A 19,641-nucleotide genomic window follows, 5' to 3' on the forward strand; every position below is an offset into this window, starting at 1 on the left:
CCTGCCGGCAGTCGAGGCCTGCCTGGACACTTTTCTCGACGGTATCGACGTGCTCTACATGACCCTGTGCCTGGATGTGCTGCCGGCCAGCCAGGCTCCCGGCGTCAGCGCGCCCTCGGCCTATGGGGTGGATGTGCAGGTGGTCGAGCACCTGGTACGCCGTGCTCGGGCCAGCGGCAAATTGCGCGTGGCCGACATTGCCGAACTCAATCCCGGGCTCGACCAGGACCAGCGCACCGCCCGCGTGGCCGCGCGTCTGCTGGCCAGCCTGATTCACTGAGGGGCATGCCCCTCGCCGCGCAACACCACAATGACAAGAAGAGATGTTTGCCATGCCGACTTTTGAATTGGACGCGCTGACCACCCTGGCGCTGGCCCTGATCCTGCTGGGGGTGGGAGCCCAGCTGAAGAAATGCAGCCGCTGGCTGACCCAGCTCTGTGTCCCGGCGCCGGTGATCGGCGGTTTCGGCTTTGCCCTGATCGTCTGGCTGCTGCGCGATCAGCAACTGCTGGCGATCAAGCTCGACACCGCGATCCAGACGCCCTTGATGGTGGCGTTCTTTACCACCGTGGGCCTGGGGGGCAGCCTCGGCCTGCTGCGTCGTGGCGGCAAGATCCTGTTCGTCTACCTGGGGGCCTGCTGGTCCCTGGCGCTGCTGCAGAACCTGGTGGGGGTCGGTGCCGCCAAGGCGCTGGGCATCGACCCGCTGCTGGGCATCATGGCCGGTGCGGTGTCCCTGGAGGGTGGCTTTGGCGCGGCGGCGGCCTTTGGCCCGATCGCGGAAAACCTCGGGGCGGTGGGGGCCACCACGGCGGCCCTGGCCTCGGCCACCTTCGGCATGGTTGCCGGCGGCTTGCTGGGCAGCCCGCTGGCGCGCTGGCTGATCGAGCGCAACCGCCTGCAGATCCAGGCCGATCAGGTCAGTACCCTGCAGCACCTGGAAAGCGCTGCCCAGGGTTCGGTGGCGCCTTTGGATGCGCCGACCCTGCTGCGCCTGCTGACCTGCATTCTGCTGATCATGGTGCTGGGTTTCTGGATCGGCAGCGCGCTGAACGAGCACCTGGGCATCGTCCTGCCAAGCTACGTGGGGGCGATGTTCGTGGCGATCATCCTGCGCAATCTCAATGACCGGGCGCGGATCATCGACATCCCCGACAGCGCCGTGAGCACCCTGGGCGACGTATGCCTGGGGGTGTTCCTGACCATGGCCATGATGAGCCTGAAGTTCTGGGAACTGGAACAGCTCGGCCTGCCGCTGCTGGTGATCCTGGTGGTGCAGGTGCTGGTGATGGTGCTGCTGTGCGTGTTCCTGCTGTTCCGCCTGTTTGGCGGCAACTACGACGCGGCGGTGTTGTGTGCCGGCTTCATGGGCCACGGCCTGGGGGCCACGCCCAATGCGGTGGCCAACATGGGCGCGATCTGTGATCACTACAAGGTCTTTTCCTACAAGGCCTTCATCATCGTGCCGCTGTGCGGTGCGGTATTGATCGACATCGTGGCGATCCCGCTGATCACCTGGTTCATCAACGCCTTTGCCTGATCAGCGCCCCGGCGTCAGCTCTTGCCCCGGGCTGTTCGGGGCCGGGCTTGCGTGCTGCAGCCAGTGCAGCAGCAGCGGCCAGAGCCGGCTTTCGAAGCGGCTGTGGAAGAAGGCGAAGTGGCCGATCTCGACCTCACCGATGTCCTCGGGGCGAATGCGCCAATGGGTGCGCGTGCTGTTGTCGAAGTAGCTCAGTAGCCGCTCGATGGCTGCCACGGTGCCAAAGGGGTCGTCGCTGACGCTGATGGCGAGGATCGGAGCGCTAACCTGGGCGAAGGGCTGCCCACTGCGCTCTGCGGCCAGCCTGCGGCCGCTGGGGCGGCCTTCGTAGCGTGGGTGCGGGGTGGCCCAGTCGCGGACCACCCCGGCGGGGGTGTCTTCCATCCAGCCCAGGCGCTTGCCGGGGAAGTAGCCGTACAGGCGGGTCAGCAGGGGCATCAGCACATGCCACTTGCCCAGCATGCGCCAGCGCTGGGCGGGCACGTAGTCGCGCCAGTAGGCGAACTGCGCGCCCATGGTGGCCGCGCGGCGGATCACCCCGGCGGAGGCCGCCAGGCCCAGGGCGCAGCCGCCGAAACTGTGGCCCACCACGTCGATCGGTTGCCCGGGAAACTCGCGCCGGGCGCGTTGCAGCATGGCTTCGAAATCCAGCGCGCCCCAATCCGACCAGGATGCCTTGAGCCCCTTGAGCGAGGCCGGGCGCGACTCGCCGATGCCGCGGTAGTCGTAGGTCATCACGTCGAAGCCGTTGGCGAACAGGTAGTCGGCGAAGCGAAAGTAATAGCGGCAGCGCACCGAGGTCGCGGCGTTGATGATCACCACTGCGCGCGCCGGATCGGCTTGCGCGTGGCGCCAGCTGAAGCCGCCAAGACGGAAACCGTCCGCCGCCACTTCGCTGAAGCGTTCACTGGGGCCGGGCGCCGGCTCGGCAGTGGCGGGGCGGGCGGCAGGCAGGTCGGGCGAGGACAGCAGGGACATGGGCGGTTGTTCCTTGGCGGCTGTAACGGGCCGGAGCGACCCCTGGCGTTCAGCGACGATTTTTTTGTGCGCCCATTAATACCCGGGCGATCCACAGCGCGGCAACTGCCAGGGCACCCAGCAACAGGGTGCTGGTGCCCTGCCAGAGCAGCTCGATATAGAACTGGGTGGGCTGCAACGCCTGGCTGTAGGCGAGCTTCGGCCCGGCACGGTTGCTGGTGACGATCTGTCCGTCCAGCAGCGCGCTTACCAGGGTCCAGCCCAGCAGCGCAGTCAGTGCCAGCAGCACGCTGCCGATCAGCAAAAAAAACCAGGCCCCGCTGCGGGTCTTGCCGGGCTGGGGGTGGGGCAGGCGGACTCGGGTTCGCTTCTGGTTCACGAGAGCAGTTCCTTTGCGCCCGGATGGGCGGATGCCTGCAACTTTACTCCCAGGCGGGCCCATGGGAATAATCCGGGCCCGGTCGAGCCCGGGTACCCCTATTCGTCGATGGAGCCTTGAGCATGGAAGTGAAGAACCAGATGAGCCCGGAACAATGCCAGGGCATGGATGATATCCGCCGGGAAATCGATGCCCTGGATCGAGCGGTCATCGCCCTGCTCGGCGCGCGCTTCAAGTACGTACTGGCGGCATCGAAATTCAAGACCTCGGCGGCTACCGTGCGCGCCGAGGAGCGTTTCAAAGCCATGCTGGCCACCCGTCGCGACTGGGCCGCGGCCGAAGGCCTGAACCCGGATGCCATCGAGAAGATGTACAGCGATCTGGTGCAGCACTTCATCGCCGAGGAGATGAAGCATTGGCAGGCGGCGCAGGCTCCGAGCCGAGGGGCTGGTCCCCTAGCCTAGGTACCTTTGGTTAAAGGCCTCACGCCGAATCGATCTAAACCGCCCTGTGTCAGGTTTTACACTCAATAGCAGGAGCTATGGGCGAGCCTGGTTGCACAAGGCGAGCGAGGGTTTTCATTCGGCTTCTGGCCTGAGACATGGCTTGGCCATTCAAGATGAAGCAGGGGAGACCCGGGCGCTGCCGTCCCGGGGCCAGAGGCCTGACGGTGGCGTCCCATTCAGTGGTTCGAGACGAACCCGGGAGTGGTCATCATGAAGTCCTTTTCTATGAGTGTCCTGTCAGGTGTTATCGCGGTGCTGCTATTGGCCGCACCAGTGAGCGTGCGCTCCGCCTCCACCAGCAATGAGCCGATCGACCCGGCTGGCGTGCAATTGGAGCCGCTGCAACAGAACGGCATTTCCTATGTCAGCGGCGGCATCGGCCTGGACGAGTCGCGGGCCATTCAGCAGGCCAAGGGTTACAACCTGCACATGACCTTTTCCGTCGGCTCAGGGAATGAATACACCTCGGATGTCGATGTGCTGATCCAGAACCCGCAAGGGCATCAGCTGTTGAGCCTGAGCGGAGTGGGCCCGATCGTCTTTGTGCAGTTGCCGGCCGGCAGATACCAGGTCATCACCACCCGCAAAGGGCTGGAACAGCAGAGCATGGTCGATATGAAAGTGGCGGCTATGCGCGATCTCAACATCCACTGGAATAACGGTTACTGAGAGAGGGCTGGAATGTTGCCCGGTGCTGAGCCTGGGTAACGGCCAATTGCGCGCATGAAAAACCCTGAATCGAGTAATTCAGGGTTTTTGCGGGTCGCTGCCAAATCAGCGGCCGGGCGTAGGAACCTGATCATAAGAAGCATCCAGCGCTTTGGGTGTTGTTTGCTGTCTATGCGTTATGGCAGCTGTACGCGGGCACGCTTCGGCGTGGCCGGATCTTGTGACCGTTTCCTACCTCCGTGCTCCGCTGTTCGATCTTCTGGCCTGCGCCGATCAGTGCATACGCGCCCTTCACAAACTGATGAACAGCCTGTCCTGCATGACCGCGCAAACGGCTGACTCCAGCGACCTGTTCCAGATCGCCGACATCGCCTCGCTGCTGCTCGGTGATGGCGTGGCCTTGCTTGATGTGGCCCAAGGGCAGGCGATGGAGCGGGCGGATAAGGCCTTCTGATCGGCGCAGGCGGTGCGCCAGTGCGGCCAGGGTTGGTTTGACTCTGGGCGCCCTTGGAGAGCCCGAGAGAGTGTCACGGCGCCTCAAGCGGTGCTGGTATGAACCCTTGCTCTCGAAGCGCCTTGATCGTTCCTCTGATGAGGTAGCTGTTGGAGAAACCGATGGTGTACTGCCGGGCGTTGGTGCTGATGGGTAACAGCATGCCCTGGTCCACCAGTTTCTTTATTTGATAGGTCCTTTGCCCGGCAGTCAGCTTGGGCAGCGCCTGGGCGATATCGCTCGATTTAACAACACCTGACTTGATCGCCGTGGTCAGTACCGTTTCTTCCGCAGCAGTGATCCATTGTCGATCCCGAGCAAAGGTAATGGCGGGAGCCAGGATGTACCGGGTCAGGTAGCGATAGTCGGTGAGGCGGTTGACCTTTTCCAGATCGTCCCTAATGCCCTCTAGAGCATAGGTACACCAGGTCTCCAGCCCGGCCTTGGTTCCTTGGTCCGCGGTGGCGAGCATGGCGTAGTAGCGTTCCCGATCATTGAAAAAAACAGCGGTAGGGTTGAGTACGCGGCCACCCGTATCGACGTTGAAGCCATATTTCATCAGCTGTGCGTAAGTCAGGAGGCGCACCACGCGACCATTGCCGTTGCCAAAGGGGTGAATCCAGCCAAACCGGTGATGGGTCAAGGCCACTTTCATCAAGTCGTATTTGGGCAGGTCCTCCCGATTGACGAACTCCACCAGCTCTTGCATGTAGCTGGGCACCATCAGGGCATCAGGAGGTAGGTGGGTGGCCTGAGCGATCTGCACTGCGCCCTGGCGATAAGCTCCAGGCGTCCTATCGCCCTCTCGCTCCAGGTCCTGGACGGTCATCGCGTGCAGCTCTCTGATGGTGAGCTCGGTAATCGGTGTTCCCGGGCGAATGGTTTGCTCGATGTAGTCCAAGGCTTTTTCGATGTTCGCCACTTCGCGTAGCTGATCGGTGTCCTCGGCTGTGCCTTCAACCTTGCTCTCGATGTAGTCGGCAAGTGTTGTGTGGTTGCCTTCGATGCGCGCCGAACCCAGGCTTTCCAGGATGTGGAAGATCGTTTTCAGCTGATAGAAGACCGCAGGAGGCGTATCGCCTTCCAGTCGCAAGCGCCGAAGGTGCTCAAGCTCGCTGAGCACGTCCACCAGATTGGAGTCGAAGGACGGGTTTAGCAGCTCAAGATCGTGATGGAAGAATGCAGGCATTGTGCAAACATCTCGAAAGCCGAAAAAAACATCTATGATTTTTTTGCTGTAGGCCCTGTTCTATAGGGGTTTTGGTCGAATATCAAAAGATGATTATCTCAAGATGGTTCTTCATTTAAGTGAACGCTTGAGAAAAGCTGAGGCGAGATGCGCTGTGTTGGCGGCGTGATGGTCGCGCAGGGGGCTTGGTTGTGCAGGAAAGAAAGCGGAGGTATCGCGCAGGGGGAGGGATGGGCCAAATCTCAGGCAACAAAAAACCCGCACTAGGCGGGTTTTCTGATTGCTTTCACGTGATGTAAACACCACCTGAAAGCTGAAGGTGGTGCCCAGAGACGGAATCGAACCGCCGACACGGGGATTTTCAATCCCCTGCTCTACCGACTGAGCTATCTGGGCAACGGGGCGCATTAAACGGGTTTTTCAGGGGGGCGTCAAGCAAGTTTTGAAAAAAATGTTTAATTATTACCGTCGCTTACGTTCCACCCCCGATTTTCAACAGCTTTACTCAGCCGGTGGCACGTAGCCGTCGGCCTTGGCGTATTCCTCGCCGGAGAAAAATTTGTCCATCTCGCCCTGCAGATATTTGCGGTCTTCGGCATTCATCATGTTCAGGCGCTTTTCGTTGATCAGCAGGGTCTGGTGTTTCTGCCAGTCAGCCCAGGCCTTGGCCGAGACGTGATCGAAAATATCCTGGCCCTTGGCCCCCGGGTAGGGAGGGCGCTCCAGGCCCGGCAGTTCTTCCTGGTACTTGCGGCACATTACGGTGCGGGTCATGACGACTCTCCTGCATTCAAGACTTCGGCCGCGCGTTTGAGCAGCGTTTTCACCGGGGCGGCAAGGCCCAGGCGCGGCGGGGTGGCGAGGTTATACCAGAGCCAGTCGGCCTCGGCGACGTGCAGGGCCGACTCTTCGACCCGGATCAGCCAGGGTTCGATGGCCAGCTGGAAGTGGCTGAAGGTGTGCACCAGCCCGGGCATCTGCTGTTGCTGGCCCAGTTCCAGGGAGTGCTGCAGGGCCAGGTGCTGGATGTCGTCCAGGCCATCCAGCTCCGGCAGGCTCCACAACCCGCCCCAGAGGCCGCTGGAGGGCCGCCGGTAAAGCAGGATGGCGCCTTCGCGGTTGGCCAGCATCGGCATCAGGGTGCGCTTCTGAGGCACTTCCTTGCGTGGCTTGGGGATCGGGTAGCGGGTTTCCAGGCCGAGCATGTGGGCTTCGCAGCCGCGCTCCAGGGGGCACAACAGGCAGCTGGGCTTGCTCCGGGTACAGAGCGTCGCCCCCAGGTCCATCATCGCCTGGGTGTAGTGGTTGACCCGGCTATGGGGGGTGAAGCGCTCGGCGGCGGCCCACAACTGCCTGGCCACCTTGGGCTCCCCGGGGTAGCCCTCCTGGGCCGTGAAGCGCGCCAGCACCCGCTTGACGTTGCCGTCGAGGATCGGCGCCCGCAGGCCCATGCTGATGCTGGCGATGGCGCCGGCGGTGGACAGGCCGATGCCCGGCAGTTCGGTGAGCTTTTCCACGTCCCGGGGGAACTCGCCGCCGTACTCGGCCATGACGATCTTCGCGGTCTTCTGCAGGTTGCGCGCCCGGGTGTAGTAGCCCAGGCCGGTCCACAGGTGCAGCACTTCGTCTTCCGGGGCTTCGGCCAGGGCCTGCACCGTGGGCAGCGAGGCCATGAAGCGGTCGAAGTAGTTGAGCACGGTGCTGACCTGGGTCTGTTGCAGCATGATCTCCGAGACCCACACCCGATACGGGTTGATGTCCTGCTGCCAGGGCAGGTCATGGCGGCCGTGGCGGTCGTACCAGTCCAGCACCGCCGTTGAAAACGCCTCGGCTCTCATCGCTTGAACAGCCCCTTGAGCGCGTTCTTCAGTTCCGGGCTGACCTTGTCCCCCAGTTTCTCGTCGATCTTTTGCTGCAGGCGGTCACCGGCCAGCTTGGCCGCTACCTGGCCCAGGCCGTCCTTGTCCAGGCGGCAGGCCTTGGCCCCCAGCTCCAGCGGGCCGCGACAGCGCAACGGCAGCTCGATGCCGGTAAAGCGCTCACCCACCTGGCAGGCCGGGTCCGGGTTATCCCGCAGGTCGCCTTCGACAATGATGCCGACCCGGTAGTCCATGCCCAGCACTCGCAGGTCGATGTCGCCGTTGCCGTTCACCGTCATGCCGGGGATGCGCACTTTCAGGTCCGGGTTGCTGGCCACGCCATTGCGCAGCGTCAGGTTGCCCTTGAGCTCCTGGAAGGGCGTGTCCTTGCCCCGTGGCGTGCTGCTGAGGTTCTTGCGGTTGAGCACGGCGATGCCCTGGCACAGCTGCTGTTCGATATTGGCGTTGAGCAGCACGCCGTTGTTGATGACGAAGCTGAGGGTGCCGTTGAGGCTGTCGATCAGCGCCTTCTGGCTGTTGCCGCTGCCGCTGAGGTTGCTGTTCAGGGTCACCAGGCCCTTGACCGGAGGATTCTGGCCCTGGCTTTCGAGGATGCGTTCCACCGGCACCCGGTTGATCTTGGTCTGCAAGCTCAACTGCGGTGTGCTCTGGCGCACATCGAGGTTGCCGCTGGCATCGAAGCTGCCGTTGTACAGCTCGCCGCGCAGGCTGGAAAGCTTGAGCAGGCCACCCTGGCCGGAGGCCTTGAGTGCGGCATTCTGGATCGGCAGCTTGTCCAGGGTCAGTTGGCCGAAGTTCAGGTCGGCATCGACGTCGAGTTTGCTCAGGCGCTCCACCGGCAGCAGGCGGTCAGTGCTCCAGGCGCCCTTGGTCGGTGCGTTGGGCAGCGGGGTGCTGCCGGCTCCGGCCATGGCATCGGCTTCGCTGCTCTGCACTTCGGCCTTGCGTGCCGATGCCGCGCTGTTGGCTTCGGCGGACTTGGGCGGCAGGTAGCGGTCGACATTGAAGGTGTCGGCCTTGAGCTGGGCGCGCAGGGATTGCCTGTCGAAGTCCTCGATGGCCAGACGGCCGCTGAAGGTGCTGTCGTCGAGCTTCAGGTTCAGGTCTTCCAGTGCCAGGCTGGTGGGCGTGCCTTGCAGGCGGCTGACCAGCTCGACCTTGCTCAGGCTGCCTTCACCCATGGCGGGCAGGGTCTGGCCGATGCTGTCGACGAATCTCGCCAGGTCGAACTGGGCAATGGAGATGCCGCCGCTGATCTGCGGGGTCTTGTCCAGGTCGTTGACCTTGAGCTCACCCAGGGCGCGCAACTGATTGAGGGAGACCTTCAGGCCGGTCCACTGGGCAACGTTGGCGGCCTGGTCCAGCAGCAGCTGGCCCTGGGCTGCGAAGGTCAGGGTCTTGCCTTGCAACGGGTCGCCGGCGGCTTCGCCGGACAGGCGCATGTCTTCGAACTGGTAGCGCTTCAGGGCGCGGTCGAAGCGCAGTTCGCCATTGAGTTCGGTGCGCACGCGCACTGCGGGTTGGCTGCTGGCGAGGAAGGCCGTGAGCTTGACCGGGGTGTTGGTGGCTTCGTGAATCGGCCCGGTACTCAGCTGGATGCTTTCGGCGGTGAACTGCTTGTCGGTCTGTTCATCGTTGTACTCAACCCGGGCGTTGTTCACGGTCAGGCTGTCGATGTCCAGGCGGATCGGCTGCGCGGGTTTGTCCGCGCCGGCTGGTGGTTGGCTGGCTTCGCCGGTGCTGGCGGCCGGAGTCTCGGCCTGCTTGTCGGTCGGTGCGGCCTTGCCAATGTCCTGCCAGTTGCCGTGGCCGTCCTTGTTGCGGGTCAGGCGCAGGTTCAGGCCTTCGACACGCACATCGCTCATCTGCACTTCGCGGCGCAGCAGCGGCAACACCCGGACCGACAGGCCGAGCATCTGCAGGTCGGCGAAAGGTTGGGTCGGGTTGGCCAGGGTGGCGACGCCGGCATCGTGCAGTTCCAGGCCCAGCCAGGGGAACAGGCTCCAGCCGATGTCGCCATTGAGCGTCAGCTCGATGTGGGCCTTGTCGCGGGCAATCTGGCGAATCTCGTCTTTGTAGTCGTTGGGATCAAACAGGTGGGTCAGGGCGAAGCCCAGAGCCACGATGATCAGCAACAGCCCGAGAATTACCAGACCCAGGATTTTGCCGAACGCTTTCATGGGCGAGTCCTTGTATGTCGAATTCAAAATTTAGCGGGGGAGTATAGCGCTCTGAACCTGACGACTGGTCACCCATTGCAGTTAGAGGTTTTTTCGTTGTAGCGGTTTTTTTTGGCCAGCGGCCTGGCCTGTGGGCAAAGCAGCTGCGGGAAAAAAGGTGATGTCAGTTTGGTTTTTTAGTTTGTCGCAAATGGTAACCTCTCGCGGTTCGTCCGCCCTTGTGCGACTTAATGTCGCGTCTGCCCAAATGGAGCTTTACTCAATAAAACGACCGCGCCGGTGTGCCAAGGTCGTCGCAGAAGAGTGGCCGATGAACAATTCTAATAATTGGGGGAAACATCCATGAGCACTAGCAACGCGGCGGCCAGTCCGTCCGCTCAGCCAGCGTTCTTGTCCAAAGAACGCATCATCGCCAAGCCCGGTTTCAACCGCTGGCTGGTTCCACCGGCCGCTCTGGCCATCCACCTGTGCATCGGCATGGCCTATGGCTTTTCGGTGTTCTGGCTGCCGCTGTCCAAGGCCCTGGGCGTCAGTGCGCCCGTGGCTTGCGAGCCCGGCATGGGCTTCATCGCGCAGATCTTTTCGTCCCAGTGTGACTGGCCGATCTCCATGCTCGGCTGGATCTACACGCTGTTCTTCATCTTCCTGGGGTGCTCGGCGGCGATCTGGGGCGGCTGGCTGGAACATGCCGGCCCGCGCAAGGCCGGTGTGGTTTCGGCACTGTGCTGGTGCGGCGGCCTGCTGATCTCGGCGCTGGGGATCTACACCCACCAGATCTGGCTGATGTGGATAGGCTCCGGGGTCATCGGCGGTATCGGCCTGGGCCTGGGCTATATCTCCCCGGTGTCGACCCTGATCAAGTGGTTCCCGGACAAGCGCGGCATGGCCACCGGCATGGCGATCATGGGCTTTGGCGGCGGCGCCATGGTCGGTGCGCCCCTGGCGGCGGCCCTGATGGGCCACTTTGCAACGCCGACCAGCGTTGGCGTGTGGCAGAGCTTCCTGGTGATGGCGGCCATCTACTTCGTGTTCATGATCGGTGGCGCCCTGGCCTACCGGGTTCCGCCTACCGGCTGGAAGCCTGAGGGCTGGACCGCACCGGCGAAGAAAGCCGCCAATGCGATGATCACCCACCGCCACGTGCACGTGAACGTGGCCTGGAAGACCCCGCAGTTCCGCCTGGTGTGGCTGGTGCTGTGCCTCAACGTTTCGGCCGGTATCGGCATCCTCGGCATGGCCTCGCCCCTGCTGCAGGAAGTGTTTGCCGGCAAGCTGCTGGGCAATGGCCTGACCTTCAGCCAGCTGGACGCCGGGCAACTGGCGCAGATTGCCGCGATTGCCGCCGGCTTCACCGGTTTGCTGAGCCTGTTCAACATCGGCGGGCGGTTCTTCTGGGCGTCGTTCTCCGACTACCTGGGCCGCAAGAACACCTATTTCGTGTTCTTTGCCCTGGGCTTTGCCCTTTATGCGCTGATCCCGAACCTCGGCCACCTGGGCAATATCGCCCTGTTCGTGGCGGCGTTCTGCATCATCCTGTCGATGTACGGCGGCGGTTTCGCCACGGTGCCGGCCTACCTGGCGGACCTGTTCGGCACCCAGATGGTGGGCGCTATCCACGGTCGCCTGCTGACCGCCTGGGCCGCGGCGGGCGTGCTGGGCCCGGTGCTGGTGAACTACCTGCGCGAGTACCAGCTGAGCATCGGCGTCGAGCGCGCTGCGGCTTACGACATCACCCTGTACATCCTCGCCGGCCTGCTGGTGCTGGGCTTTTTGTGCAACCTGCTGGTGCGCCCGGTGGCCGACAAGTACTTCATGACCGATGAGCAACTGGCGGCCGAGCAGGCCCTGGGTCATGACAAGGGCGCTGACAGCAGTGTCGTGCTGGAGTGGAAAGCTTCGTCCGCCAGTCTGCCGGTGGTGATCGCTGCCTGGCTGGTGGTGGGCATTCCCCTGGCCTGGGGTGTGTGGGTGACCTTGCAGAAGACGGCGGTGCTGTTCCATTGATGGCTTCGCCGGCAAGCCCGCTCCTGCTCAGGAGCCGGCTTGCCGGTGCACAAGGTGCCTCGGTCTTGTAGGCCTGGCACCTTCACCAGCAAGTCAGTTTCTACAGTTGTCATGACAGGTACAGCCCCGCAGCCATTGGCTGGCGCCCGTCAGGATATTGTCCATCGTGTTTCTGTTTAGCCGCCGTGGGGCCTATACTATTCGCCTTTTTCGCCCAATGATTTTGCGGAGCTGGTGATGGCCGAACGTAAGGCATCTGTCGAGCGCGACACTCTGGAAACCCAGATCAAAGCCTCGATCAACCTGGATGGCACCGGAAAGGCCCGATTCGATATCGGCGTGCCCTTCCTTGAGCACATGCTGGACCAGATCGCCCGGCACGGGCTGATCGACCTGGACATCGAAAGCAAGGGCGACCTGCATATCGACGACCACCACACCGTGGAGGATGTCGGTATCACCCTCGGCCAGGCATTCAGCAAGGCCATCGGCGACAAGAAAGGCATCCGTCGCTACGGCCATGCCTATGTGCCGCTGGATGAAGCCCTGTCCCGCGTGGTGATCGACTTCTCCGGCCGCCCTGGCCTGCAGATGCATGTACCGTTCACCCGCGCCACCGTCGGTGGTTTCGATGTCGACCTGTTCCAGGAGTTCTTCCAGGGCTTCGTCAACCACGCCAACGTGACCCTGCACATCGACACCCTGCGCGGCACCAACACGCACCACCAGATCGAGACCGTGTTCAAGGCCTTCGGCCGCGCGCTGCGCATGGCGGTGGAGCTGGACGAGCGCATGGCCGGCCAGATGCCGTCGACCAAGGGCGTGCTGTAATGCAGACCGTCGCCGTCATCGACTACGGCATGGGCAACCTGCACTCGGTGGCCAAGGCCCTGGAGCACGTGGGCGCCGGCAAGGTGCTGATCACCAGCGATGCCAGCGTGATTCGCGAAGCCGACCGGGTGGTGTTCCCCGGAGTGGGCGCGATCCGTGACTGCATGGCCGAGATCCGCCGCCTGGGCTTCGATGCCCTGGTGCGCGAGGTCAGCCAGGACCGTCCGTTCCTCGGTATCTGCGTGGGCATGCAGGCGCTGCTCGACCACAGTGAAGAGAACGAAGGCGTGGACTGCATCGGCCTGTTTCCCGGCCAGGTGAAGTTCTTCGGCAAGGGCCTGATCGAGGATGGCGAGCACCTGAAGGTGCCGCACATGGGCTGGAACGAAGTGAAGCAGGCGGTGGACCACCCGCTATGGCACAACATTGCGGACCTGGCGCGCTTCTACTTCGTGCACAGCTACTACATCAATGCCGGTAACGCGCGGCAGGTGGTGGGCAGCGGTCACTATGGCGTGGATTTCGCCGCGGCGCTGGCCGACGGCTCGCGTTTCGCCGTGCAGTTCCACCCGGAGAAAAGCCATACCCACGGCCTGCAGCTGTTGCAGAATTTCGCCGCCTGGGACGGTCGCTGGTAAATGGCGATCAAGAAACCCAAGCCGCCGATCCTGAGCCTCACTGCCGAACAGGAGAGCGAGGCGACGCACAAGATCAAGCGTTTCCTGGAGGATCGGTTCGAGCTCGAGCTGGGCTCGTTCGAAGCGGCGGAGGTTCTTGAACTGTTTACCCGCGAAATTGCTCCGCACTATTACAACCGGGCGATTTTCGATGTGCAGGCGCACCTCAAGGAGAGGTTCGAAAGCATCGAAAGCGACCTGTGGGCGCTCGAGAAAAACTGATTTCCGAGTGAAGCTGAACAATCGAACTTGAAGGTTTGCCAGATGCTGATTATTCCCGCTATCGATCTCAAGGACGGCGCCTGTGTGCGTCTGCGCCAAGGCCGCATGGAAGACTCCACGGTGTTCTCCGATGACCCGGTGAGCATGGCCGCCAAATGGGTTGAAGGGGGTTGCCGGCGCTTGCATCTGGTGGACCTGAACGGTGCCTTCGAAGGCCAGCCGGTCAACGGCGAGGTGGTCACCGCAATCGCCAAGCGCTACCCGAACCTGCCGATCCAGATCGGCGGCGGCATCCGTTCCCTGGAAACCATCGAGCACTACGTCAAGGCTGGCGTGAGCTACGTGATCATCGGCACCAAGGCGGTCAAGGAGCCGGAGTTCGTCGCCGAGGCCTGTCGCGCGTTCCCCGGCAAGGTGATTGTCGGCCTGGACGCCAAGGACGGTTTCGTCGCCACCGACGGCTGGGCTGAAGTCAGCAGCGTGCAGGTCATCGACCTGGCCAAGCGCTTCGAAGCCGACGGCGTGTCCGCCATCGTTTATACCGACATCGCCAAAGACGGCATGATGCAGGGCTGCAACGTGCCGTTCACCGCAGCCTTGGCGGCCGCTACCCGGATCCCGGTGATCGCTTCCGGCGGTATCCACAACCTGGGCGACATCAAGGCCCTGCTGGACGCCAAGGCGCCAGGAATCATCGGCGCCATCACTGGCCGCGCGATCTATGAAGGCACCCTCGATGTCGCAGAAGCCCAGGCTTTCTGCGATTCGTACCAAGGCTGAGGATTCGCCATGGCACTGGCCAAACGCATCATCCCTTGCCTGGACGTGGACAACGGCCGGGTGGTCAAGGGCGTCAAGTTCGAGAACATCCGCGACGCCGGTGACCCGGTGGAAATCGCCCGTCGCTACGACGAGCAGGGCGCCGACGAGATCACCTTCCTCGACATCACCGCCAGCGTCGATGGGCGTGATACCACCCTCCATACCGTCGAGCGCATGGCCAGCCAGGTGTTCATCCCGCTGACCGTGGGCGGTGGCGTGCGCACCGTGCAGGACATCCGCAACCTGCTCAATGCCGGTGCGGACAAGGTTTCGATCAACACCGCAGCAGTGTTCAATCCCGAGTTCGTCGGCGAAGCGGCGCAGCACTTCGGCTCCCAGTGCATCGTGGTCGCCATTGACGCGAAGAAAGTCTCCGGCCCGGGTGAAACCCCGCGCTGGGAGATCTTCACCCATGGCGGGCGCAAGCCCACCGGGCTGGACGCGGTGGAGTGGGCGAAGAAGATGGAAGGCCTGGGTGCCGGCGAGATCCTGCTCACCAGCATGGATCAGGACGGCATGAAAAACGGCTTCGACCTGGGCGTGACCCGGGCCATCAGCGATGCGCTGGGGATTCCGGTGATCGCGTCCGGTGGCGTCGGCAACCTCCAGCACCTGGCCGACGGCATCATCGAAGGCCATGCCAGCGCAGTGCTGGCGGCGAGCATTTTCCACTTCGGCGAATACACGGTTCCCGAGGCCAAGGCCTATATGGCTCAGCGCGGGATTGTTGTGCGGTAGCCACTGGACAGCATGGCGTGCTCACGGCACTCTTGAGCACGCCATGGATTCCGGTAGCCCGTCATGTTCAAACGTCTTCTAGTGGTTGTCGCCAGCGCTTCGCTTGTTCTTTGCGGCCTCGCCCGCGCTGATGAACCCGCCGACACCTCCCTGGTGTTGCTGACGGAAAACTTCCCTCCCTACAACATGGCCAAGAACGGCAAGAACTTCGCCCAGGGCGAGAATATCGACGGCATCGCCGTGGATATCGTCCGTGAAATGTTCAAGCGCGCCGGAATCAATTACAGCCTGACCCTGCGTTTCCCCTGGGAGCGTATCTACAAGATGGCGCTGGAGCAGCCGGGCTATGGTGTGTTCGTCATGGCGCGCCTGCCGGACCGCGAGCCGCTCTTCAAGTGGGTCGGCCCCATCGGCCCGGATGACTGGATCATGCTGGCCAAGGCCGGCAGCACCATCAGCCTCGAATCCCTGGAGCAGGCGCGCAAGTACAAGATCGGCGCCTACAAGGGCGATGCCATTGCCGAGACCCTGACCAAGCAAGGCCTGGCGCCCCAAGTGGTACTGCGTGACCAGGACAACGCCAGGAAGCTGGTGGCGGGGCAGATCGACCTCTGGGCCACCGGCGACCCGGCCGGGCGCTACCTGGCCAAGCAGGAGGGCATCAGCGGCCTCAAGACCGTGCTGCGCTTCAACAGCGCCGAGCTATACCTGGCCCTGAACAAGGACGTCTCCGATGAGGTGGTGGCCAAGCTCCAGGCGGCCCTGGACCAGATGCGCCAAGAGGGGCTGGTGGAGGAGATCATGGGGCGTTACCTGTAGGCGCTTCGCTGGCAAGCCAGCTCCTGTGGCGAAGGCCTCTAGCGATAAACCCCGTTCTTGCCATGCCCGGCCATGGCCTTGTTACTGCGCAGGCTGATCATCGACTTGATATCGATCCACTCGATGCCCTGGGCCTTGAGCCTGGGCAGCTCACGTTCGAGCACTGCCAGGGTCTGTGGATAAGGGTGGCCGATCATCACCGCCGAACCCTGTTTGCGCGCCAGTTTGATCGCGGTCTGCAACTGTTGGCTGATCGCCGCTTCGGTACGTTCGTCATCCAGGAACACATCCCGGGAAACACTGGCCAGGCCGATCTTCTGCGCTTCGGCGGCGGCCACCGTCTGGGCGCTGGTGCGGCTGTCGACGAAGAATTTGTGTCGCCGCTGCAAGTCGCCCATCAGCCAGGCCATGGCCTGGGGCTGGGCGGTCATGCGGCTGCCCATGTGATTGTTGATGCCGCTGGTGTAGGGCACGGCCTGGAAGGCGGCTTCCAGGCGTTTTTGCAGCTCTTCGATGGGCAACTCGGGGTGCCAGGCAAACGGCCCGGTGGCCGGGTCCATGGGCATGTGCAGGATGACGATCTTGCCGGCGCGATGGGCCTCGCGAGCGAATTCGGCAGCGTGGGGCGTGTCGGGCATGATCGCCGTGGTGACCGGGCCGGGCAGGGCCAGTACGCGGCGGTCCCGGGGCAGGTTCTGGCCGAGGTCGTCGATGATCAGGCTCAGGTAGGCCTTGGGCGCAACGGCTGTGGGTTCGGCGGCTTGGGTCGCGAGGGGCAAGAGGCACAGCAGGGTGAGCAGCGGGGCCTGGAGCGAGCGCAACAGCAGTGAGCAGCGGGAAATCATGGGGATCGGGATCAGGCCTTTAGGGGAATGGGCACCCTGGCGGGCGCTTGGCTGGCGAGCCAGCTCCTACGCAAGCCGGCTCCTGTAGGAGCCGGCTTGCCGGCGAAGGGTTCAATCATTTGCCGCGGGTGATGCTCAGCCCCTTGAGCAGGCTCAGGGCCTGGGCCAACTGGTAGTCGTCGTCCTGCGGCATTGGCTTGGCCTTGCTCGCTGCACCACTGGGCTTGTCGGCGCCGCCGTTGCCATTGCCCAGGTGACCCTGCAGGTCGGCTTCCTTGAAGTACTCGCCGTCCTGGGATTCGCTGGTGATCTTGGCGCGGCGCACTTCGATGTCCGGAACGATGCCCTGGGCCTGAATCGAGCGGCCGTTGGGGGTGAAGTACAGCGCGGTGGTGATCTTCAGCGCCCGGTCGTTGTTCAGCGGCAGCACGGTCTGCACCGAGCCCTTGCCGAAGCTGGTAGTGCCCATCAGTACTGCGCGCTTCTGATCCTGCAGGGCACCGGCGACGATCTCCGAAGCCGAGGCGCTGCCGCCGTTGATCAGCACCACCATCGGCACGGCTTCGCTTTCGTCCTTGCCGGTGGCGGAGAAGCGCAGCTCGGAGTTGGCGATGCGGCCCTTGGTGTAGACGATCAGGCCCTTGGTGATGAAGTGGTCGACCACCTCCACCGCGGCTTGCAGCACGCCGCCCGGGTTGTTGCGCAGGTCGAGGATGATGCCGTTGAGCTTCTTGCCGTTGTCCTTGCGCAGCTTGGCCAGGGCCTTGGAGACTTCCTCGCCGGTCTTGACCTGGAACTGGGTGATGCGGATGTAGCCGTAGCCCGACTCCAGCAGCTGGCTCTTCACGCTTTTCACCTGGATGGTGGCGCGGGCCAGGGTCACGTCGAACGGCGTGCCGCCGTCGCGCACCAGGGTCAGGGTGATCTTCTGGCCGATCTTGCCGCGCATCTTGTCCACGGCTTCGGTCATGGTCTGGCCACGGGTCGGCTGGCCGTTGATCTTGACGATCAGGTCGCCGGCCTGGATCCCGGCCTTGGATGCCGGGGTGTCGTCGATGGGCGAGACCACCTTGATGAAGCCGTCCTCGGCGCCGACTTCGATGCCCAGGCCGCCGAATTCGCCGCTGGTGCTTTCCTGCAGTTCGGCGAAGTCTTCCGGGCCCAGATAGGCAGAGTGCGGGTCGAGGTTGCTGAGCATGCCCTTGATGGCATTCTCCAGCAGGGTCTTGTCGTCTACGGGTTCGACATACGCTGCCTTGATGCGGTCCATGACCTCGGCGAAGGTGCGCAGCTCTTCCAGCGGCAAGGGCGCCTTGGTGGTCGCGGCGGTTGCTGCTTGAGCGGTTTCGGCGGCAAACGCCTGAGGCGCTCCGATCACCAGGGCGATCGTCAGGGCCAGCGAGGTAAGGCGGGACAAATGCAGCATGTCGAACGAACTCCTAATTTAGATGCAGCGCTTATCCTTGCGCGTGGCACCACTGTGCCGGGTCGCTGGGGCGGCCCTGCTGACGAATTGCAAAGTACAGCGCAGGAGTGTCCTGTCCGCCACTATTACCGACGGTGGAGATGGACTCTCCGGCCTTGACCACGTCGCCGGCTTCCTTGAGCAGCGTCTGGTTGTGTCCGTAGAGGCTCAGGTAACCGTTGCCGTGATCGAGGATCACCAGCAGGCCGGCGCCGCGCAGCCAGTCGGCGAACACTACCCGGCCACCGTGCACGGCGTGCACCTGGCTGCCGGCGGCGGCGCTGATCATCACGCCGTCCCACTTGGAGCGGGAGTCGTCGCCACGGGTTTCACCAAAGCGTGCCAGTAGTCGACCATCAACGGGCCATGGAAGTTTTCCCCGGGCTGAAGCAAATGCCCCGCCATAGGAAGGGCCGGCGCTGGAAACCAGGGCTCCAGGGCTTGATCTTGCGGGTTTGCGCGGCCCATCGCTGGCGTCGGCCTGAGCCTCACGCAAGCGCTTTTTTTCGGCTTCCTGCTGGGCGATCAGCGCTTTCTGGCGCGCTTCTTCTGCCTCGCGGGCCTGGCGGGCCAGGGTTTCTTCAATGGTTTTCAGGACCTTGGCCAGGTCGGCCTGGTCCTGTTCACGGGCCTTGAGCTTGTCGTCCCGGGCCTTCACGTCGTTGTTCAGCTTGGCCAGGGCCAACTGCCGCTCTTTGCGGACCTTGTCGAGTTCTTCACGCTGGGTGTCGAGGCTGCTCTTCTGCACCAGCAACTGGGCCTGTTGCAGGGAGATGTCCTTTTCCACATTGGCCAGCTGACGCAGGGTTTCGTTGAAATTCTTCAACTGCTCCAGGCGGGCCTGGCTCAGGTAGTCGTAATAGGTCAGGGTGCGGGCGAATTTTTCCGGATTCTGCTGGTTGAGCAGCAGCTTGAGGTACTCCTGGCGCCCGTTCTGGTAGGCCGCGCGGGCCTGGATGGCGATCAGTCGCTGCTGTTCAGTGCGCGCGCTCTGGAGTTTTTTTTTCTCCTCATCGAGTCGCTGCAGCTCGGATTCGCTTTTTTTCAGCTCTTTCTGCAGGGCTTCGACCTGCTTCTCCAGCTTGCCCATCTCGGTCTCGGTGCCGCGCAGGTCTTTCTGCACGCCGGACTTCTCTTCCTGCAGCTTGCCCAGCAGCTTTTTCAGCTCGGCAATGTCCTGACGCGTGGCGTCCAACTGTTGTTGGGTTTGCGCGCGCTCGTCGGCGAAAGCCGGTTGGAGCAGGCAGATCAGAGCAAGGGTAATCAGGGCGCGAAGCATAGAGGCGGGCGACACCAGGGAAAGGGACGGCCTAGTATGCCCGCCCATCGCTGCAAAAAAAACGCCTCAAAGCCAACTGCTTTGAGGCGTTCGTCATAAAAAGCCGTTTCCGGGCCGTTATTGG

At 63.1% G+C, this 19,641-nt stretch carries 21 protein-coding genes and 1 tRNA gene; 12 read left to right on the plus strand and 10 right to left on the minus strand.

The features are described 5' to 3' along the window. Positions 1 to 280 (plus strand): arginase family protein (locus tag F6S12_RS10370; RefSeq protein ID WP_315868881.1); only part of this gene is annotated, 280 nt, incomplete at its 5' end. A 52-nt stretch (positions 281 to 332) separates the two neighbouring features. Further along, positions 333 to 1,541 (plus strand): sodium/glutamate symporter, encoded by a 1,209-nt coding sequence (gene gltS / locus F6S12_RS10375; protein WP_041120523.1) that lies wholly within the window; start codon positions 333 to 335, stop codon positions 1,539 to 1,541. Here the strand turns inward: gltS and F6S12_RS10380 are convergent, their stop codons facing one another. Both F6S12_RS10380 and F6S12_RS10385 read right to left on the minus strand, forming a co-directional pair. Further along, the gene (locus tag F6S12_RS10380) at positions 1,542 to 2,519 is read right to left on the minus strand and encodes an alpha/beta fold hydrolase (RefSeq protein WP_315868882.1); all 978 of its coding nucleotides are present in this window, start codon (positions 2,517 to 2,519) and stop codon (positions 1,542 to 1,544) included. It lies immediately after the preceding gene. Between the two features lie 49 nt (positions 2,520 to 2,568). Next, positions 2,569 to 2,898 (minus strand): hypothetical protein, encoded by a 330-nt coding sequence (locus F6S12_RS10385; RefSeq protein WP_065364819.1) that lies wholly within the window; start codon positions 2,896 to 2,898, stop codon positions 2,569 to 2,571. 122 nt (positions 2,899 to 3,020) lie between these two features. Between F6S12_RS10385 and F6S12_RS10390 the strand changes: the two genes are divergently transcribed. The 3 genes from F6S12_RS10390 to F6S12_RS10400 all read left to right on the plus strand — a co-directional run bounded on the left by F6S12_RS10390 (position 3,021) and on the right by F6S12_RS10400 (position 4,527). Beyond that, a complete protein-coding gene (locus F6S12_RS10390; protein ID WP_161466408.1) occupies positions 3,021 to 3,362 on the plus strand; it encodes an isochorismate lyase in 342 nt (113 codons plus the stop codon). A 252-nt stretch (positions 3,363 to 3,614) separates the two neighbouring features. After that, complete coding sequence (locus tag F6S12_RS10395) at positions 3,615 to 4,073, plus strand: carboxypeptidase regulatory-like domain-containing protein (RefSeq protein ID WP_315868883.1); 459 nt, start codon at positions 3,615 to 3,617, stop codon at positions 4,071 to 4,073. A 220-nt stretch (positions 4,074 to 4,293) separates the two neighbouring features. Then, positions 4,294 to 4,527, plus strand: a complete 234-nt coding sequence (locus F6S12_RS10400; protein ID WP_315868884.1) for a hypothetical protein — start codon at positions 4,294 to 4,296, stop codon at positions 4,525 to 4,527. Positions 4,528 to 4,600: 73 nt separating this feature from the next. On the opposite strand, the gene F6S12_RS10405 is transcribed toward F6S12_RS10400, so the two are convergent. The 5 genes from F6S12_RS10405 to F6S12_RS10425 all read right to left on the minus strand — a co-directional run bounded on the left by F6S12_RS10405 (position 4,601) and on the right by F6S12_RS10425 (position 9,815). Next, positions 4,601 to 5,755: a Fic family protein gene (locus F6S12_RS10405; RefSeq protein ID WP_194237448.1), complete on the minus strand. Its 1,155-nt coding sequence runs from the start codon at positions 5,753 to 5,755 to the stop codon at positions 4,601 to 4,603. 320 nt (positions 5,756 to 6,075) lie between these two features. After that, positions 6,076 to 6,151, minus strand: a tRNA-Phe gene (locus F6S12_RS10410). 105 nt (positions 6,152 to 6,256) lie between these two features. Continuing rightward, on the minus strand, positions 6,257 to 6,529 hold the full coding sequence (locus F6S12_RS10415; RefSeq protein WP_210457734.1) for an oxidative damage protection protein: 273 nt from the start codon (positions 6,527 to 6,529) through the stop codon (positions 6,257 to 6,259). Further along, positions 6,526 to 7,593 carry an A/G-specific adenine glycosylase gene (gene mutY / locus F6S12_RS10420; protein ID WP_053148603.1) on the minus strand — a complete coding sequence of 356 codons (1,068 nt, stop codon included), beginning with the start codon at positions 7,591 to 7,593 and terminating at the stop codon, positions 6,526 to 6,528. Before mutY ends, F6S12_RS10415 begins: the two co-directional genes overlap by 4 nt. Beyond that, complete coding sequence (locus F6S12_RS10425) at positions 7,590 to 9,815, minus strand: AsmA family protein (protein WP_315868885.1); 2,226 nt, start codon at positions 9,813 to 9,815, stop codon at positions 7,590 to 7,592. The genes mutY and F6S12_RS10425 overlap by 4 nt, the downstream gene beginning before the upstream one ends. 342 nt (positions 9,816 to 10,157) lie before the next feature. On the opposite strand from F6S12_RS10425, the gene F6S12_RS10430 reads away from it, so the two are divergent. From F6S12_RS10430 to F6S12_RS10460, 7 genes are all read left to right on the plus strand, one after another. Next, positions 10,158 to 11,819 carry an OFA family MFS transporter gene (locus F6S12_RS10430; RefSeq protein ID WP_015633826.1) on the plus strand — a complete coding sequence of 554 codons (1,662 nt, stop codon included), beginning with the start codon at positions 10,158 to 10,160 and terminating at the stop codon, positions 11,817 to 11,819. 237 nt (positions 11,820 to 12,056) lie between these two features. Further along, on the plus strand, positions 12,057 to 12,650 hold the full coding sequence (gene hisB, locus F6S12_RS10435; RefSeq protein ID WP_011058736.1) for an imidazoleglycerol-phosphate dehydratase HisB: 594 nt from the start codon (positions 12,057 to 12,059) through the stop codon (positions 12,648 to 12,650). After that, positions 12,650 to 13,288, plus strand: a complete 639-nt coding sequence (hisH, locus tag F6S12_RS10440) for an imidazole glycerol phosphate synthase subunit HisH (protein WP_019093880.1) — start codon at positions 12,650 to 12,652, stop codon at positions 13,286 to 13,288. The genes hisB and hisH overlap by 1 nt, the downstream gene beginning before the upstream one ends. Next, positions 13,289 to 13,549, plus strand: coding sequence for a DUF2164 domain-containing protein (locus F6S12_RS10445; protein WP_011058738.1), 261 nt, complete (start codon positions 13,289 to 13,291; stop codon positions 13,547 to 13,549). 42 nt (positions 13,550 to 13,591) lie between these two features. Continuing rightward, complete coding sequence (gene hisA, locus F6S12_RS10450; protein ID WP_011058739.1) at positions 13,592 to 14,329, plus strand: 1-(5-phosphoribosyl)-5-[(5-phosphoribosylamino)methylideneamino]imidazole-4-carboxamide isomerase; 738 nt, start codon at positions 13,592 to 13,594, stop codon at positions 14,327 to 14,329. A 9-nt stretch (positions 14,330 to 14,338) separates the two neighbouring features. Continuing rightward, complete coding sequence (hisF, locus tag F6S12_RS10455; RefSeq protein ID WP_015633827.1) at positions 14,339 to 15,109, plus strand: imidazole glycerol phosphate synthase subunit HisF; 771 nt, start codon at positions 14,339 to 14,341, stop codon at positions 15,107 to 15,109. Positions 15,110 to 15,172: 63 nt separating this feature from the next. After that, the gene (locus F6S12_RS10460; protein ID WP_053155988.1) at positions 15,173 to 15,928 is read left to right on the plus strand and encodes a substrate-binding periplasmic protein; all 756 of its coding nucleotides are present in this window, start codon (positions 15,173 to 15,175) and stop codon (positions 15,926 to 15,928) included. 38 nt (positions 15,929 to 15,966) lie between these two features. Here the strand turns inward: F6S12_RS10460 and F6S12_RS10465 are convergent, their stop codons facing one another. The 3 genes from F6S12_RS10465 to F6S12_RS10475 form a co-directional block, all read right to left on the minus strand. Further along, positions 15,967 to 16,773 (minus strand): divergent polysaccharide deacetylase family protein, encoded by an 807-nt coding sequence (locus tag F6S12_RS10465; RefSeq protein WP_077933220.1) that lies wholly within the window; start codon positions 16,771 to 16,773, stop codon positions 15,967 to 15,969. A gap of 115 nt (positions 16,774 to 16,888) precedes the next feature. After that, entirely contained in the window at positions 16,889 to 18,199 is a 1,311-nt protein-coding gene (locus F6S12_RS10470; protein ID WP_011058743.1) for a S41 family peptidase, read from the minus strand. 31 nt (positions 18,200 to 18,230) lie between these two features. Further along, positions 18,231 to 19,517, minus strand: a complete 1,287-nt coding sequence (locus F6S12_RS10475; protein ID WP_315868886.1) for a murein hydrolase activator EnvC — start codon at positions 19,515 to 19,517, stop codon at positions 18,231 to 18,233. Positions 19,518 to 19,641 lie beyond the last annotated feature (124 nt).

The sequence above is a fragment of the Pseudomonas sp. JV245A genome (genome assembly GCF_032424515.1).
Taxonomy (GTDB): Bacteria; Pseudomonadota; Gammaproteobacteria; order Pseudomonadales; family Pseudomonadaceae; genus Aquipseudomonas; species Aquipseudomonas protegens.